16 protein-coding genes and 1 tRNA gene are annotated in these 15,960 nt (G+C 38.9%); 5 read left to right on the forward strand and 12 right to left on the reverse strand.

What is annotated here, in order from left to right; all coding sequences use genetic code 11:
* Nucleotides 1-359 precede the first annotated feature (359 nt).
* A complete protein-coding gene (locus FIM66_RS03120) occupies nt 360-1,517 on the forward strand; it encodes a SulP family inorganic anion transporter (protein WP_194149244.1) in 1,158 nt (385 codons plus the stop codon).
* A 34-nt stretch (nt 1,518-1,551) separates the two neighbouring features.
* Here the strand turns inward: FIM66_RS03120 and FIM66_RS03125 are convergent.
* From FIM66_RS03125 to kdsB, 3 genes are all read right to left on the reverse strand, one after another.
* Nucleotides 1,552-1,626: transfer RNA gene (locus tag FIM66_RS03125), tRNA-Asn, on the reverse strand.
* Between the two features lie 128 nt (nt 1,627-1,754).
* On the reverse strand, nt 1,755-3,212 hold the full coding sequence (gene hopA, locus FIM66_RS03130) for a porin HopA (RefSeq protein ID WP_140548074.1): 1,458 nt from the start codon (nt 3,210-3,212) through the stop codon (nt 1,755-1,757).
* A 193-nt stretch (nt 3,213-3,405) separates the two neighbouring features.
* Complete coding sequence (gene kdsB / locus FIM66_RS03135; protein ID WP_140599959.1) at nt 3,406-4,137, reverse strand: 3-deoxy-manno-octulosonate cytidylyltransferase; 732 nt, start codon at nt 4,135-4,137, stop codon at nt 3,406-3,408.
* Nucleotides 4,138-4,248: 111 nt separating this feature from the next.
* Between kdsB and dsbK the strand changes: the two genes are divergently transcribed.
* From dsbK to FIM66_RS03155, 4 genes are read left to right on the forward strand one after another with little or no spacing between them, the layout of a single operon-like run.
* Nucleotides 4,249-5,046: a protein disulfide-isomerase DsbK gene (gene dsbK, locus FIM66_RS03140; protein ID WP_140599960.1), complete on the forward strand. Its 798-nt coding sequence runs from the start codon at nt 4,249-4,251 to the stop codon at nt 5,044-5,046.
* Between the two features lie 15 nt (nt 5,047-5,061).
* Entirely contained in the window at nt 5,062-5,718 is a 657-nt protein-coding gene (locus FIM66_RS03145) for a UPF0323 family lipoprotein (protein WP_140599962.1), read from the forward strand.
* Between the two features lie 23 nt (nt 5,719-5,741).
* Complete coding sequence (locus FIM66_RS03150; RefSeq protein WP_140599963.1) at nt 5,742-6,914, forward strand: glutathionylspermidine synthase family protein; 1,173 nt, start codon at nt 5,742-5,744, stop codon at nt 6,912-6,914.
* Nucleotides 6,914-7,444, forward strand: coding sequence for a hypothetical protein (locus FIM66_RS03155; RefSeq protein ID WP_140599965.1), 531 nt, complete (start codon nt 6,914-6,916; stop codon nt 7,442-7,444). Before FIM66_RS03150 ends, FIM66_RS03155 begins: the two co-directional genes overlap by 1 nt.
* A 765-nt stretch (nt 7,445-8,209) precedes the next feature.
* On the opposite strand, the gene hcpE is transcribed toward FIM66_RS03155, so the two are convergent.
* From hcpE to dps, 9 genes are all read right to left on the reverse strand, one after another.
* Nucleotides 8,210-9,277: a Sel1-like repeat protein HcpE gene (hcpE, locus tag FIM66_RS03160; protein WP_140599967.1), complete on the reverse strand. Its 1,068-nt coding sequence runs from the start codon at nt 9,275-9,277 to the stop codon at nt 8,210-8,212.
* A gap of 93 nt (nt 9,278-9,370) precedes the next feature.
* A complete protein-coding gene (locus FIM66_RS03165; protein ID WP_140599969.1) occupies nt 9,371-9,742 on the reverse strand; it encodes a c-type cytochrome in 372 nt (123 codons plus the stop codon).
* Nucleotides 9,742-10,662, reverse strand: coding sequence for a hydroxymethylbilane synthase (hemC, locus tag FIM66_RS03170; protein WP_140599970.1), 921 nt, complete (start codon nt 10,660-10,662; stop codon nt 9,742-9,744). The genes FIM66_RS03165 and hemC overlap by 1 nt, the downstream gene beginning before the upstream one ends.
* Nucleotides 10,663-10,673: 11 nt before the next feature.
* Complete coding sequence (gene proS / locus FIM66_RS03175; protein WP_140599972.1) at nt 10,674-12,407, reverse strand: proline--tRNA ligase; 1,734 nt, start codon at nt 12,405-12,407, stop codon at nt 10,674-10,676.
* Between the two features lie 3 nt (nt 12,408-12,410).
* Nucleotides 12,411-13,769, reverse strand: a complete 1,359-nt coding sequence (gene hemA / locus FIM66_RS03180; protein ID WP_140599973.1) for a glutamyl-tRNA reductase — start codon at nt 13,767-13,769, stop codon at nt 12,411-12,413.
* Nucleotides 13,769-14,692, reverse strand: a complete 924-nt coding sequence (locus FIM66_RS03185; RefSeq protein WP_140548065.1) for a polyprenyl synthetase family protein — start codon at nt 14,690-14,692, stop codon at nt 13,769-13,771. Before FIM66_RS03185 ends, hemA begins: the two co-directional genes overlap by 1 nt.
* A 9-nt stretch (nt 14,693-14,701) precedes the next feature.
* Nucleotides 14,702-15,097, reverse strand: a complete 396-nt coding sequence (locus FIM66_RS03190) for a hypothetical protein (protein WP_140548064.1) — start codon at nt 15,095-15,097, stop codon at nt 14,702-14,704.
* On the reverse strand, nt 15,090-15,374 hold the full coding sequence (locus FIM66_RS03195; protein ID WP_001206051.1) for a DUF2018 family protein: 285 nt from the start codon (nt 15,372-15,374) through the stop codon (nt 15,090-15,092). The genes FIM66_RS03190 and FIM66_RS03195 overlap by 8 nt, the downstream gene beginning before the upstream one ends.
* 20 nt (nt 15,375-15,394) lie before the next feature.
* A complete protein-coding gene (gene dps / locus FIM66_RS03200; RefSeq protein ID WP_000846462.1) occupies nt 15,395-15,829 on the reverse strand; it encodes a DNA starvation/stationary phase protection protein in 435 nt (144 codons plus the stop codon).
* Between the last annotated feature and the right edge of the window lie 131 nt (nt 15,830-15,960).

A 15,960-nucleotide genomic window follows, 5' to 3' on the forward strand; every position in this document is an offset into this window, starting at 1 on the left:
ACCGCTTCACCGATTTGATAGCCCACACTCATATAAAATCCGTCATCTTCAGCCCTTGATAATGAAGCTATGAGAGAAAGAGAGAGCAAGAGGGATTTTTTCATGTTTTCTCCTTTTAATTGATTTTCTTGGTTTCACATTCCCATGATAGTCATGTTTATGAAAGTTCGCCATTTTACCATAAAATGCTTATTCTTAGCTTAAAATTTATATTTTGAAAAAAAAAAAAACGATTTTAAGTATTTTTTACAATAAAATATTTAAGAAAGCTTAACGCTAAGAAAAGGGATTTTATTTGGTTTGAAATTGGTTTTTAAATCTTTGGTTACAATCAAGCCATTTTAATGGGAAAGAAAGGCATGTTGGAAAAGATACAAAAAGAATGGTTGAGCAACATTCAAAAAGATTTGTTGTCTGGTTTTGTGGTGGGGCTTTCTGTGATCCCAGAGACGGCCGGTTTTGCGATCATGGTGGGTTTAGATGTGGGCGTAGCGTTTTATACGACCTTTTATATGGCTTTTGTGTTGTCTCTTTTTGGGGCTAGAAAGGCGATGATTAGCGCAGCAGCCGGCTCAGTGGCGCTCATTTTAGTGGGCGTGGTTAAAAATTATGGGCTTGAATACGCGGGCGTGGCGACTCTTATGGCAGGAATATTGCAAATTCTTTTAGGCTATTTGAAAATAGGGAATCTTTTAAGATTTATCCCTCAATCAGTGATGTATGGTTTTGTGAACGCACTAGGCATTTTGCTTTTAACAGAGCAATTCAAATTCCTTCAAAACCAAAATTTGGGGGTGTTTATCTTGCTCGCTACCGGAATATTGATCATTTATCTCTTCCCCTTAATCACTAAAAAAATTCCCTCTAATCTGATTTGTATCCTTGCAGTGAGCGCGATCGCTTTAATTTTTGATATGCATGCACCGAATTTGGGGAGCATTGAGCAAGGGGTTTCAGGCTTTCATTTCATCATTATCCCCAAAAATTTGGATTTTAAAATGGTGGTAGGATTGTTGCCTTACGCTCTTTCTTTAGCGCTAGTAGGCACGATAGAAAGCTTATTGACCGCTAAAACTTTAGACGTCATTTTAAAAGACGGCGTGAGCGATAAAAACAAAGAAACTAAAGCGCAAGGCTTGGGGAATATCATCTCAGGGCTTTTGGGGGGAATGACAGGGTGCGCTTTAGTGGGGCAGTCTATCATTAACGCAAAATCCGGGGCCAAAACAAGGCTTTCTACTTTTTTTGCCGGCTTTTCTTTAATGGTGCTAATATTAGTGTTTAATGAATACGTGGTTAAGATCCCCATTGTAGCGGTTGTGGCGGTGATGGTGATGATTTCTTTCACCACTTTTAATTTCCAATCCATTATTAACATTAAAACAATCAAGCTCTATGACACGCTCAACATGCTCTTAGTCGTGGCGGTGGTTTTATACACGCATAATTTAGCGATAGGGGTTGTGGTGGGGGTTTTAGTCAATGCGTTATGGATCAAATCTGAAGGGATTGCGTGAATTTTTGCCATAAAAAAAAGATGAGTTAAAAGTATGGCTCCAGATGTAGGATTCGAACCTACGACCAAGCGGTTAACAGCCGCCTACTCTACCGCTGAGCTAATCTGGAATTTCGCTCAAAAAATAAAAAGAAATTCTAGTGTGTTTTTTGTAAAAAGTCAAGTAAAATGATGCCGTTATTCATTGAGAGCCAAAAAATTGGCTTTGTTCTCATTAGTAATGAGAACCGATTCAATATCAATAAGCCAAAACATAATTGAAATATACGCTATAAAGTCTTCGGTATGCTAATTTAGCGCCCATGAAAGAATAGTAATTCGTGTTGATGGTGGGGATTTTCACGCCTAATTCAACGCCATGGTGAATCCCTTGAAGCCTTAAACCGGTATTGAATAAGAATTGGAAATTGGTGTTGTTGATTTTAGCGTTGTAGGTGCTAGTGGTGGTTTTTAAATTCACCAATTGGGAATTAAGCCATGTCGTGCCGGCTAATGCGATGCCCCCAAAAATACCAAAAGAGACTTTGCGGTTTTTATCGGATCCGCCATTGATGAAATTCAATAAAAGATCGCTGCCAGCGCCATAGGTGAAAACATTGGAAGCGGAGTTGAAAAAGTTGGATTTGATATAGGCATGGTTGTAATCAAAAAAGGCATAATACCGGATCCCAAAAAATTTATTTTTCCCAAAGAATTGTTTATAGCCTAATTGCACGCCCACGCCATTCATCGCCCCGTTATTGCTTTGAGAATTAATCAATCCCACGCTTCTAAAAGGGTTATTACCAAACTCTTTGGTGGTGGTTTGGAATTGGGAATATTTCGTTTCGTTGAGGGAATAACTATAGCTAGATCGACTCACCAAACCTTGAAACCCTTTAGAATCGGGCATTTTTTGAATGGTGTTATAGATGGTTTCTAAATTGTCCCCTTTGAGATAAGAGATAGTATCATTAATAACGCTTGATACTTGATTAAGGTTTTTAGTGAAATCAGCGTTGTTGAATGCGTTTTGTTGGTTTGCACCTTGACTTGGGTCGTTGGTTCTTCGGGATTCTGCGGCGGCTTTTTTAGCGCTGTCAATCATGCTGTTTATGGCGTTAAAGGTGTTGCCAAAAATATTGCATGCGTTCCCGCTCGCATTAATGCCCCATGGTTTGCCATTGCCTCCGTCTATCCCTGGGCATTGGCTTTGAAGGGTGTTAATAATGGTGCTAGCTTGTCCTAAAAGCTGATCGTAGTCATTTGCAATCGTGAGATTATTGTTTTTATTTTCTAGGGTATTTTGGAGCAATTGAGAAATCGCATTGATTTGGTTGTATTCGCTAGTGGGTAGCGTGCCACTGGCTAAATTAGAGGCTACCACTTGCCACATGCCCACCGCAGAGCTGAGCGCTGAGGATACGGCTTGATTAGCGCTATTGGGGGTCGTTTTCAATCTGCTAGCGCTCTCTTTTAGATTGTCAATCGCTTGAGCGGTGCTTGAATCAGTGTTAGAGGCCGTTTGTTTGAGTTCGTTATAGCGGGTTAAAAGATTGTTTAAATTTTCGTAAGCGTTGGAGACTTTTTGGATTTCGCCGGTGTTTTTCACCATTTGAGCGGCTTCGCCGATTTGATAGCCCACGCTCATAAAAACGCCGTCATTTTCAGCAAGGAGCGATGAAACCATAAGAGAAAGTAAAATCGTTTTTTTCATAAAATGTTCCTTAAAGTAATGTTTTATTTGTAAAATCGTATCAAATTGAAACTTTATTTACAATGCGTTTAAATTGTGCCATAAATTTATTGAATTTTTAATAAAATTGAGCAAAAATTAAGAAATTTTGCTTTTTTTTGGATTTAAAAAGAGGTTTTTGATGGTGGAAAATGTGTTGAGTGCTTTTTAGATTTTAGCGCTCAAGGAGATTGGGGTTAAAAATTTTCAAAGCGTTTTGCAAATCCTCTTTGGTGTCAATACCCACGCTTTGGCTTTGAACGATTTTCACTGCAATCTTTTTTTGGTAATACAAAGCCCTTAATTGCTCTAATTTTTCTATTTCCTCTAAAACGCAAGGTTTTAAAGCGCATAATTTTTCTAAGATTTCTTTATTGTGGAAGCCATAAATACCGATATGCCCTAAAAGGGGGGTTTGGCGTTTCGCATCAAAATCTCGTAAAAAGGGGATAAGGGAGCGCGAAAAATACAAGGCGTTATTTTGATGATCTAAAACCACTTTGACTAAATTGGGGCTTTTGGCTCGCTCTTCATCAATGACTTTAGCGCAAGTCGCCATGAAAGGGGCGTTTTTGGTGGCTTCTAATAAGGCTAAAATGACTTCTTTTTCTAAAAAAGGCTCATCGCCTTGCAGGTTTAAAACCCTTTCATCGTTTTTTAACCCTAAAATTTGCGCCGCTTCCAAACAGCGTTCTGTGCCGCTATTATGGTGTTTGGAGGTTAGCACCGCTTTAATGCGGAATTTTTGGCATGTTTGCATGACGCTTTCATCATCGCAAGCGACTACGCATTCATCTACTAGATTCGCATTTTTAGCGCAACGCACTACCATAGGCAAGCCAAAAATATCTTCTAGCACTTTATTTTCAAAACGACTGGATTTTAATCTAGCAGGAATGATAATCATCTTTAAACCTTTTAAGCCTTATGAAAATAGGGGATTTTATGGTATTATACCCATTAAAAGCTTATTCCTTATTATTGTAAGGATTTAGGCTATTGAACTTTAGGAGTTTTAATGATATTAAGAGCGAGTGTGTTGAGCGCGTTACTTCTTGTAGGTTTAGGGGCAGCCCCTAAACATTCAGTTTCAGCTAATGACAAACGGATGCAGGATAATTTAGTGAGCGTGATTGAAAAACAAACCAATAAAAAGGTGCGTATTTTAGAAGTCAAACCTTTAAAATCCAGCCAGGATTTAAAAATGGTCGTTATTGAAGATCCGGACACTAAATACAATATTCCGCTTGTAGTGAGTAAGGATGGTAATTTAGTCATAGGGCTTAGCAATATCTTTTTTAGCAATAAAAGCGAAGATGTGAAATTAGTTGCAGAAACCAATCAAAAAATCCAAGCCCTTAACGCCACCCAACAAAATAGTGCGAAATTGAACGCTATTTTTAATGAAATACCGGCTGATTATGTGATAGAGTTGCCCTCTACTAACGCTGAAAATAAGGATAAAATCCTTTATATTGTCTCTGATCCCATGTGCCCGCATTGCCAAAAAGAGCTCACTAAACTCAGGGATCATTTAAAAGAAAACACCGTGAGAATGGTTGTAGTGGGGTGGCTTGGAGTCAATTCAGCTAAAAAAGCGGCTTTAATCCAAGAAGAAATGGCGAAAGCTAGGGCTAGGGGAGCGAGCGTGGAAGATAAAATCTCTATTCTTGAAAAGATTTACTCCACCCAATACGATATTAACGCTCAAAAAGAGCCTGAAGATTTACGCACTAAAGTGGAAAATACCACTAAAAAGATTTTTGAATCTGGCGTGATTAAGGGTGTGCCTTTCTTATACCATTATAAGGCATGATATAAGGTTACTCTCATGAAAAAACCCTACAGAAAAATTTCTGATTATGCGATCGTGGGTGGTTTGAGTGCGTTAGTGATGGTGAGCATTGTGGGGTGTAAGAGCAATGCCGATGACAAACCAAAAGAGCAAAGCTCTCTAAGTCAAAGCGTTCAAAAAGGCGCGTTTGTGATTTTAGAAGAGCAAAAGGATAAATCTTACAAGGTTGTTGAAGAATACCCCAGTTCAAGAACCCACATTATAGTGCGCGATTTGCAAGGCAATGAACGCGTGTTGAGCAATGAAGAGATCCAAAAGCTCATCAAAGAAGAAGAAGCCAAAATTGATAACGGCACGAGCAAGCTTATCCAGCCTAATAATGGAGGGAGTGGAGGGAGTAATGAAGGCTCAGGCTTTGGCTTGGGGAGCGCGATTTTAGGGAGCGCGGCGGGGGCGATTTTAGGGAGTTATATTGGCAATAAGCTTTTCAATAACCCTAATTACCAGCAAAACGCCCAACGGACCTACAAATCCCCACAAGCTTACCAACGCTCTCAAAATTCCTTTTCTAAAAGCACGCCTAGCGCTTCAAGCATGGGCACAGCGAGTAAGGGACAGAGCGGGTTTTTTGGCTCTAGTAGGCCTACTAGTTCGCCTGCGGTAAGCTCTGGGACAAGGGGCTTTAACTCATAATTTAATCTATTTAAGGCTAAAAAATGCAAGTGATTCCTTTAAAACCTTTAGACAATAAGACCTTAGAAGAAATCGGCCTAGATTGGCACACTAATGACGACATGTCATCTTATATCGCTGATGAAATGGTGGTTGTTTCTCAAAAAGAAGCGGACGCTTATTATGACGCTTGTAATGAGCTTTATGACATGTTTGTAGAAACGGCTGAAGAGGCCATTCAAAACGATCGCTTTTTTGAATTGGATATTCCTAACGCGCTCATCCCTATGATCAAACAGAGTTTTGAAGAGGAAGTGCATTGGCATATTTACGGGCGTTTTGATTTAGCCGGGGGGCTTGATGGCAAGCCTATTAAATTATTAGAATTTAACGCTGATACCCCCACCATGCTCTATGAAACGGCGGTAATTCAATGGGCGTTACTCAAAGCGAATGGCTATGATGAAAACAAGCAATTCAACAACCTTTATGAAGCGCTTGGCGAGAATTTTAAACGCATGGTAACTTTAGGCGAAGACACGAGTCGTTTTGAGGAAATGTATGAGGGGTGGAAAATCCTTTTTTCAAGCGTTAGGGGGAATATTGAAGAAGAGCGCACTATGCGTTTTTTGCAAGACGCTGCTCAGAGCGTGGGGTTTGAAACGGATTTTTCTTACATTGATGAAGTAGAGTTTAATGCAGAAGAGGGCGTGTTTAAAAACGGCTTGAATTATGAGTTTTTATTCAAGTTAATCCCATGGGAAAATATCGCCATTGATGAGCCAGAATTAGCCCTTTTGATGCAAGGCATGATGGAAAATAAAAACACGATTTTTTTAAACCCCGCTTACACGATCCTTTTCCAATCCAAGCGTTTTTTAAAACTTTTATGGGACAGATACCCCAACCACCCCTTATTGTTAGAAACGAGCTATGAACCTTTAGCTAATAAAAAGCAAATCAAAAAAGTGGCTTTTGGTAGGGAAGGGGCGAATAGTGAAATCTTTGAAGCTTCCATGCAATCGCTTTTAAAGACGGACGGCGTTTATTCTAACCACAAACCCATTTATCAGGAATTTTACGAGCTCAACTCGCATAACGGGTTGTATTATCAGCCTAATGTGTTTTTTGCTTATGAATCTTGCGCGCTAGGGTTTAGAAAAGGGGGGCTAGTCTTGGATAATTTTTCTAAATTCGTGAGCCACAGGTTGCAATAATGACGGCAATGATGCGTTATTTCCACATCTATGCGACCACTTTTTTCTTCCCTTTGGCGCTTCTTTTTGCGGTCAGCGGGTTTTCATTGCTCTTTGGGGTGCGCCAAGACACTGGCGCTACTATCAAAGAGTGGGTTTTAGAAAAATCCTTAAAAAAAGAAGAACGATTGGATTTTTTAAAAGACTTTATAAAAGAAAACCATATCGCTATGCCTAAAAAGATAGAGCCTAGAGAGTATAGGGGAACGTTGGTTATTGGCACGCCTTTGTATGAAATCAACCTTGAAACTAAAGGCGCTCAAACAAAAATCAAAACCATTGAAAGGGGCTTTTTAGGTGTGCTCATCATGCTGCATAAGGCTAAGGCGGGCGTTGTGTTTAAGGTGCTTTCGGGGATTTTTTGCGTGTTTTTATTGTTGTTTTATGTGAGCGCGTTTTTAATGGTGGCTTTTAAGGACACTAAACGCATGTTTATAAGCGTTTTGATAGGGAGTATCGTTTTCTTTGGAGCGATCTATTGGTCTTTGTAGGGTTTAAAATATTAGCTCTGTTTTGGATATTGGTTATGAAATCTAAAAAATACCTTTTGGGTGTTTTGACAACCAAAATAAAAAAGTTTGCGAAAAGCGAGCGATAATTTCTCATAACGCGCTCTTAGGGGGTTAGGGGGATTTTAAAAAAGGGGGTTGTAGGGGAATGATTTCAAAATACCCCTTATCCTTTTATGAGTTTTAAAAACCCTATTTTTTAAAAAATTAAAGAATAACTAAACCAACAAACCCCTAAAACTCTATCTTTAAACTAAAAGCGTTTTTATCTGTCTCATCTGACAACAATTTTTAAAAGAACGCTTGAAATTTAATTATTTTTCGTTATTTTTATCAAGTCTTTTTATAGCGTGCGCATACCGCTCTGTTATCGTGTGATTCGTGTTTGTAGCGTGCTTATAATAGCAACACGCAAAGCCATAAATTAAAGCTATTGAAAAACACAACCAAACGTATATCTATCCATAGCGCAAAAACACGCTAAAACATTTTTATAGGACTTTTTAAACCTAAAACCCACTTCAAGCTAACCTAACAAAAATTTACACCATAAAAACACGCTAACAAACACAACCAAACAACCGCAAAAAATATTCAAAAAGTTTTCTTTTTGAAAATAGACAAAACCCTAAAAACACTAAAGATTAAAAATTAATAGGGTGGGTTTCTGCTTTAGCTCTTAAAACAGAGCCAAATCTTTGAAAAGTTTTGAGTCAAACAATGATTTAGGGGGTTGATTAAAATTTTTCAATACCCCCTGAGTTTAGTGAGGTTTTCGCATGCTTGTTTCATGCCTAGCTTACAGCCTTTGTCATAAATCATTATGGCGTTTTCTTTATCTTTCATGTTGTAATACATGCCCGCTAGAGCGAAGCAACCCACTTCATCGCCCATATCGCAACCCCTTTCATAATTATCAAGGGCTTTCCTCAAGTCTTTTGGAACAGCGTCCCCTTGGGAATACATAAAGCCCATCCTGGAGCAACTCACCGCACTCCCCATATCGCATGCTTGTTTGAAAAAATTAAAAGCCTTTTGGGGATCTTTTTTGACATACCTGCCTAACATATACATAGAGCCCAAACTCGTGCAACCACTAGAATTGTTTAACCCGCAGGCTTTTTGCAAATAATCAAACGCCACTTCAAAATCTTCATCAAGCCCTGCATCGCCATTTTCAAACAAACTCCCTAACGCGCGGCAAGCCTGCCCATCATCCAATCGGCACGCTTTCAAATAATAGATGACGGCTTTATGGTTGCTTTGTTTGACTTCTAAAAAGCCTTTTTCATAGGCCACGCCCAAAACATAACACCCCTTAGCCATATCAAAATTACAGCTTTTTTGATAGTAGGTAACCGCTTGATCGGCATTGCCTTTGATTTTTCGGTCATAAATAATGCCTAAATTGTAGCAACTCTCAGGGTGTTTTAAAACGCACGCCTTAGCGTAAGCGTCAATGGCTTCTTGATAATTTTGAGCCGTGCCTAACCCCTCATCATAAAGCCCCCCTAAACCAAAACACCCTTCCCTATCATCAGCCTGGCATGCGGTTTTATAATATTCTAGGGCTTTTTTATAATCTATTCTAGTGCCTTGCCCATTTTCATAAATGATCCCTAATTGCGTGCAACCTTCACTCACCCCATCGTTGCATGCTTTTTTAAGATAAGACGCTGCTTTAGAATAATTCCCGCTTTTATAGGCTCTTTCAGCAACCCCCAAAAAACTATTGTCTTGTTTCCCCCATAAATGGGCGTTCAAGCTCCAAAAAAATAACCCATAAACTAATATTTTTAAAATTTTGACATTCATTTTTACCTTCTCTTAAATCCTGATTTTTAGAACCCTTCTTTAATCAAAACAAAAAATGCAACGCACCATTTTAACATAAATCAAGCGCTTTGCTTAAGGCTTAGGAGAATCCTTATGCTCTTCTTTATGCTCTAAAGAGGTGATATAAAGATAAATCGCTTGGATTTCTTCTAAATTCAAGTTGTATTTAGGCATCATGTCTTTGCCCAAACTCAGGGCGTCTTTAAAGGTTTTAAAATCTAAATGGTTGATTTTAGGGGCGTAGAGGATTTTTTTTTCGCCTTTTTCATAATAAAAGGTGATTTCTTGTTGTTCGCCTTTAATGCCATGGCATTTCGCGCACGCAACACCCCTAGGGTTTTTATAAAGAGCCATCCCGTATTCTAAATCAGAGATGAAATCCGCTTCTTTAGCGCTCAAAATTAACCACCACCAAAACAAAACTAGCGCGATAAACAAACGCATTAAAACAACTGCGCCTTTTCTAAAATCTCTTTCGCCCCGCTTTGCAAAAATTCTTCTAAAAGCTCTTGAACTAAATCAAACGCTTTAGTTTTATCCCCTTGTTTTTCTTTAGTGATGACTTCTTTCCCGTTAGGCAAGCCTAAAACCGCCTGGATTTTAACCCTATCGCCCATTAAACTCGCATGCACGCCAATAGGGATCTGACACCCCCCATTAAGCCCTTTGATAAATTCCCTTTCTAAATGGCAGCAAAACGCGCTTTCTTCATCGTTGAGTTTTTGAAGCGTGGCAAAATGCTTGTGGTTTTTGAGCATTTCTACCCCTAAAGCCCCCTGACCCATGCTAGGAATCATTTCTTTTACGCTAAAAGCCTTGCGGTATTTCGCTCCTTGAATTTCTAAACGCTGCAGTCCGGCTTCAGCCAAAATGATAGCGTCAAATTCACCGCATTCAAGCTTTTTCAAACGGGTTTGGACATTCCCCCTTAAGCTTTCTGTGTCTAGATCCTGGCGTTTTAGTTTGAGTTGCATGGAGCGTCTTAAAGAAGTCGTGCCAACCTTGGCTCCTTTAGGCAAGCTCATCAAATCAGGGAATTTCACGCTCAAAAAAGTGTCCCTCACATCAGCCCTTTTAGTGATGCATGCCAAGTCTAACCCCTTTTCAAACACGACCGGCACATCTTTTAAAGAATGCACCGCCAAATCAATTGCGCCTTTTAAAAGCAATTCTTCTAATTCCTTAGTGAATAGCCCCTTACCGCCAATCTTATTTAAAGGGGTGTCTAAGATTTTATCGCCCTTAGTCTTAACGATTTGAATCTCGCTTTCCATAGAGCATTCTTTTTTCAGGCGTTCTTTAATATAATTCGCTTGCCATAAAGCTAATTCGCTCCCCCTAGAGCCAATCACTAAATTTCCCACTCACTCCCTTTTTATTCGCTCGCTAATAGTTCTAAAATTTTTTCTTCTAATTCGGTGTCTTTAAGCGTTTGTTTTTCTAAATTAGCGCGTTTGATGCATTCAAATTCTTTGCTCTCTAAAGTTTGCTTCCCAACAATGAGCGCCAATTTTTCCCCAATCAATTCAAAATCCCTCATCTTCGCCCCAAAACGCGCGTCTCTGTCATCTAACAATACATCAACGCCCTTTTGAAGCAGCCTTTCATACACTTCAAAAGCGAGTTTTTTTTGCGCTTCATCTTTCCAATTAGAAACCACGATCACCACATCAAAAGGAGCGGTATTTTTCGTCCACACACAGCCTAAATCATCGCTTTTTTGCTCTAAAATCGCGCTGAGCAATCGGCTAATGCCTATCCCATAGCACCCCATTTCAAAAAACCGCTCCTTACCATTCTTATCCAAGAAACTCGCCTTCAAGCTTTTAGCATAGCCTTGCCCGAGTTTGAAAATATGCCCCACTTCCAAACTCTTATGGTATTTCAACGATCCCTGACAATTAGGGCAACGATCGCTCTCTTTAACCTGGACAATATCCGCATAAACAAGATTTTCAAACCCTTTTAAATCCACGCCCACCGCATGAAAATCCTTTTCATTAGCCCCAGCGATCAAGCAATCGCCCTCTTTTAAATCTTCATCAAAAACAATGTAAGAAACATGCTTTTTCAAGCCATAAGGCCCTATAAAACCCGCTATTAACCCCGCATTATCCAAATCTTTTTGACTCGCCTCTCTCAATTCTAAAGCGTTCGCTCCTATAATGTTCAAGGCGTTTAGGGCTTTAACTTCTTCTAAATTGTCATCGCCCCTAACAAAAAAGCACGCTAGGGTTTCTTTATCTTTATGGATCACTTTTCTCACAAGCGCTTTTAAGACAAAATAAGGCTCTGTTTTAAAAAACTCCGCCACGCTTTGCGCGCTGGTGGTATTAGGGGTAGGGAATTTCGCTAATTGCGCTTTTGGGACATTTAAAGGCTCAGGCCTTTTAGAGCGTTTAGCGATTTCAATGTTGGCGGCATAATCGCAATTTTTACACACCACGATCGTGTCTTCCCCGCATTCTGTTAAAACGACAAATTCCCTGCTTTTACTCCCTCCAATCGCTCCGCTATCCGCTTCCACAATGCGAAAATCCAAACCCAAATCGCTTAAAATCTCTTTATAAGCGCTTTGCGTGTTTAAAAATTCCTTATCCAAGCTCTCAGCGTCTTCATGAAAGCTATAACCATCTTTCATGATAAATTCCCTCGCTCTCACTAACCCGAATCGCGGGCGGATCTCATCACGGAATTTCGTGTGGACTTGATAGAGATGGACGGGTAATTGCTTGTAGCTTTTAATGAAATTAGCGGCAATTTCGGTGATATTTTCTTCTAAAGTGGGGCTTAAAACAAAATCATTGTCTTTTCGGTCTTTAAAAACCAGTAATTCCTTGCCGTATTTATCCAAACGGCCTGATTTTTCCCACAAACTCGCCAAAACCACAAAACTCATTAAAATATTTTGCGCCCCATGCTCTTGCATGCGTTTGTGCGTGATGTTTTCTATCTTGTCTAGCACTTTTTTAGCTAAGGGTAAGAAATTATAAATCCCGCTGCCTACTTGATAAATGTATCCTGCTTGGGCTAAGTGTTTATGGCTTTTTAACACGGCATCTTTAGGGGGTTCTTTGAGAGTGGGGGCAAAGAGTTTTGAAAATAGCATGCATTATTCCTCGTAATATTCGCATTTATAGAGATTCAAATTCTGGGCATGATTAGCGTTAGATTTGTCTAAATTAAACAAGTTTTTAATCGCACCCACAAGCACATCGGATTCTTCTTTTTGAGCGTTCTTTTTTAAGGCGATGGTAGGGTGGTGTAAAAAAGTGTTGAAAGCGTTGTGCAAGATCTTTTCAATATTGCCTTCGTATTCTTTAGGCACATGGCGTTTTTTGAGCGCTTTTTGCAATTCCTTTTGGGCTGAAATCCTAGCCAATTCCCTTAAATCCTTAATCAAAGGCTCTACTTCTAAACTTTGGATCCATTGGTAAAATTCTATTGTGGCAAGCCCTACAATCTCATAAGCTTTCGTTCTGCTTTCTTGTCTGTTTTCCACATTTTCACTCACCATAGGCTCTAAATCATCCACGCTGTATAAGAAAATATTATCTAATACCGGTTTTTCAATATTTCGTGGCACGGCTAAATCAAACCAAAAACGCCTGAAAATCGTTTCTTTTAACATGCGATTTTGCACGATAAAATGCGGCGAAGAAGTGGCGCAAAAAAGCAGTTCGTATTCATTGATATAAGCGTTTAAATTTTCTATATTTTGAAAGCCCACTTTTTTAGGCTCTTCTAATTCTTTTAATTCTTTGATGAAATCTTCAAATTTAGCCGCATTACGCCCTAAAATAAGCACTTTAAATTGCTTGTTTAAAAGGTGCTTGATGACTAATTGAGCGATTTCGCCAAGCCCTATCACGAGGGCTTTTTTATCCTTAATCCTTTCTTTTTCAAAAATATTAAGCGCTTCTTTGACCGCCACTGAAGAGATGGAGACCCCTTGTTTGGAAATGCCGGTTAGATTGCGCACTTTAGCGGCGCATTTGAAAGCAAAATGGAGCAATCGGGTTAAATCTTTGGAGCAGAATTTCTCTTCAAAAGCGAATTTATAGGCGTTTTTCATCTGCCCTGTGATTTGAGTTTCCCCAACCACCAAGCTATCCAAACTGCTGCACACGCTAAAGACATGATGGACTGCGCTTTCATCAGTGTTCATTAAAACGCATTTTTCCAAATCAGACACGCTCATTTTTTTATTTTGAGCCAAAATCTTTAATAGTGCGCTTTTTTGTTCATTAGTATTAGCGCCGTGCTTTAGGCTCGCATAGATTTCAAAGCGATTGCATGTGGATAACACCATGCACTCTTTGATGTTGGGGCAATGGTTTTTAATGGTTTGTAAAAATTCCTTAAGCGTTGCGCTCGAATTGATAGCGAGTTTTTCTCGCATTTCTAAGCTCATGCTTTTATGCGTAAAGGCTAGGGTGAAATATTTTGATAAATGAGTTTCTAACTCCATTAAAAAGTCCTATAAATGACATCTTGCGCTAGTTTTTCTAAAACCAAATTGTTCTCCCCCTTAATGGCTTCAAGAGCCTTTTTAGAATAAACTTGAGCGATTTTAAGGGTTTCTTCTATGATACCATATTGCTTGAATTTTTCCTTAGTCCATTCTATGATTTCATGGCTGTCTTGTTTGAAATAAGAAATTAAAAGCCCTTGATCATGCGGATTTAATTTTTCATATAAAAGCAAGTAGGGTAAAGTGGTCTTGCCCTCTTTAAAATCGCTAAAATTGGGCTTACCTAGAGTTTTGGCGTCTTGAGTGATGTCTAATAAATCATCAATGATTTGAAACGCCATGCCAAAATGCAACCCAAAATCCGCATACATTTTGGCGTTTTTATCCAAAAGAATCGCCATGCTCTTTAGGCTCGCTTCTATGAAATGAGCGGTCTTGTCTTCTAAAATACGCCAGTATTTTTGTTTGTCGTTATTAAAACATTCCCCCACAAACACATCTTCAATCTCGCCTCTAGAGAGCCTTAAAACCGCATTAGAGAGGATTTGAGCGATTGCTTCGCCCATTTTAGACAATTCAAAAAAGGCTTTGGAATAAAACACATCCCCAAGCATCACGGCGTTAAAATTCCCAAAAAGAGCGTTAATGCTAGGGAGTTTTCGGCGCATGGTCGCCTTGTCAATCACATCATCATGCAATAAGGAAGCGGTCTGTATCATTTCTACAATCGTGCACAAATTGAATGCTTTATCCAATAAAATAGCGTCTGTTTTTTCGTTTAATAAAGCGAGCATGAGTTTGGAGCGCAGCATTTTTGAAGGGCCAATCTTGGAAAACAATTCATCTATAAAGCCGCTTTCTATTTCCTTGATCCAAGAAGCGATCTTATTTTGAATGGCTTTGAGTTGTTTTTCTTGCATGCAAATTCCTTAAGGTTCTTTAGGAGAAAAAGCAAGGGGCATAAGGGCTAAAAGCCTTAAAGTGGCTTTATCTTCTTTAAAACCTTTAAACACAAGCGACAGAGTGCTGTTAGAAGAAAATTTTTCTTCAAAAACTTTAAGGTTATAGGTGTTTCTCGCATGATCGGTGTATAAAATAAACTGGTAAGGGAAATGGTTAAAACGCATGTTGATGACTAAACCTTTATTTGCATATAGCGTCCAATAGAGCGTAATTTCTTTGGTTTGCTCATTTGAAGTGTCTTTGATGATCGCTTTAAAGACTTCATCTTTTTTTAATTCTAGCGTTTTATCTATCCCATAATCAAGCCCAAACGCCTTTAAAAAAAAGAGAAATATCAAGCCATAGCGGATAAGCTCATTCATTCCCACTGAGAATATTCGCCATGGATTGGATCACAATGTCTGTTTTTCTGCTCTCTATTTTTTGTTGCAACTCTTCATCCATTCTTAAAGCTTTAGCGAAAGATTCAAACTTTTCTTCCAAGTCTTCTTTTTCTATAAAAGTTTCCAAAAGAGCCAGAAGCTCTAAAAGCCTTTCTAGCTCTTTTTTAGAAAGCTTTTTACTCGCATGAAAAATAATGTCATTCCACTTGTCTAAGGGGTTTCCCTCAAAAATTTCAAGCTCGCTGTAATCTCTCATGCTAGCTTCTTTTTGGTAGCTTAAGCCAAATGGGCTTCTAGCATCCAAATGGATTTTTGCAACTTGGCTAATTGATCGTCTGCATAAGTTACGGTGACTTTATCGCCTTCTTTTTCAGCGGTGTTAGAAAGCTCTTTAAATTCTTTTTCTAGGTGTTTGTAATCGCCTAGAATTTCTTTAAAGATGTCTTTAGAGTGGAAGCTTGTTTTAGTTTCTTCTTTAACACGAGTGAGTTTGATCGCTTCGGATAAAGTGACTAAGGGGTGGTGTCCTAATTGAACGATCCTTTCAGCCAGATCATCAAACATGTCCGCAAACTCTTCATAAATTTCTTCAGTGGCTTTATGCACATTGAAAAAATCGGTGCCTTTCACATTCCAATGGAAGTTATGCACTTTCATAAATAACACGATCGCATCCGCTTGCAAATGTTTTAAAATTTCAAATGTTTTCATCAAAAGTCCTTTTTTTAAAATTGTTTTAGGCTTTTACTTTCATAAAAACCCTGATCGCTATCCTACACCAAAAGAGTTAATGAAAAATTGTTTTGATCTTATTTTTGTCAAATATTGATAAACTCTATTCA

Source organism: Helicobacter pylori (assembly GCF_006439795.1).
In the GTDB taxonomy this organism is placed as follows: Bacteria; Campylobacterota; Campylobacteria; order Campylobacterales; family Helicobacteraceae; genus Helicobacter; species Helicobacter pylori_CR.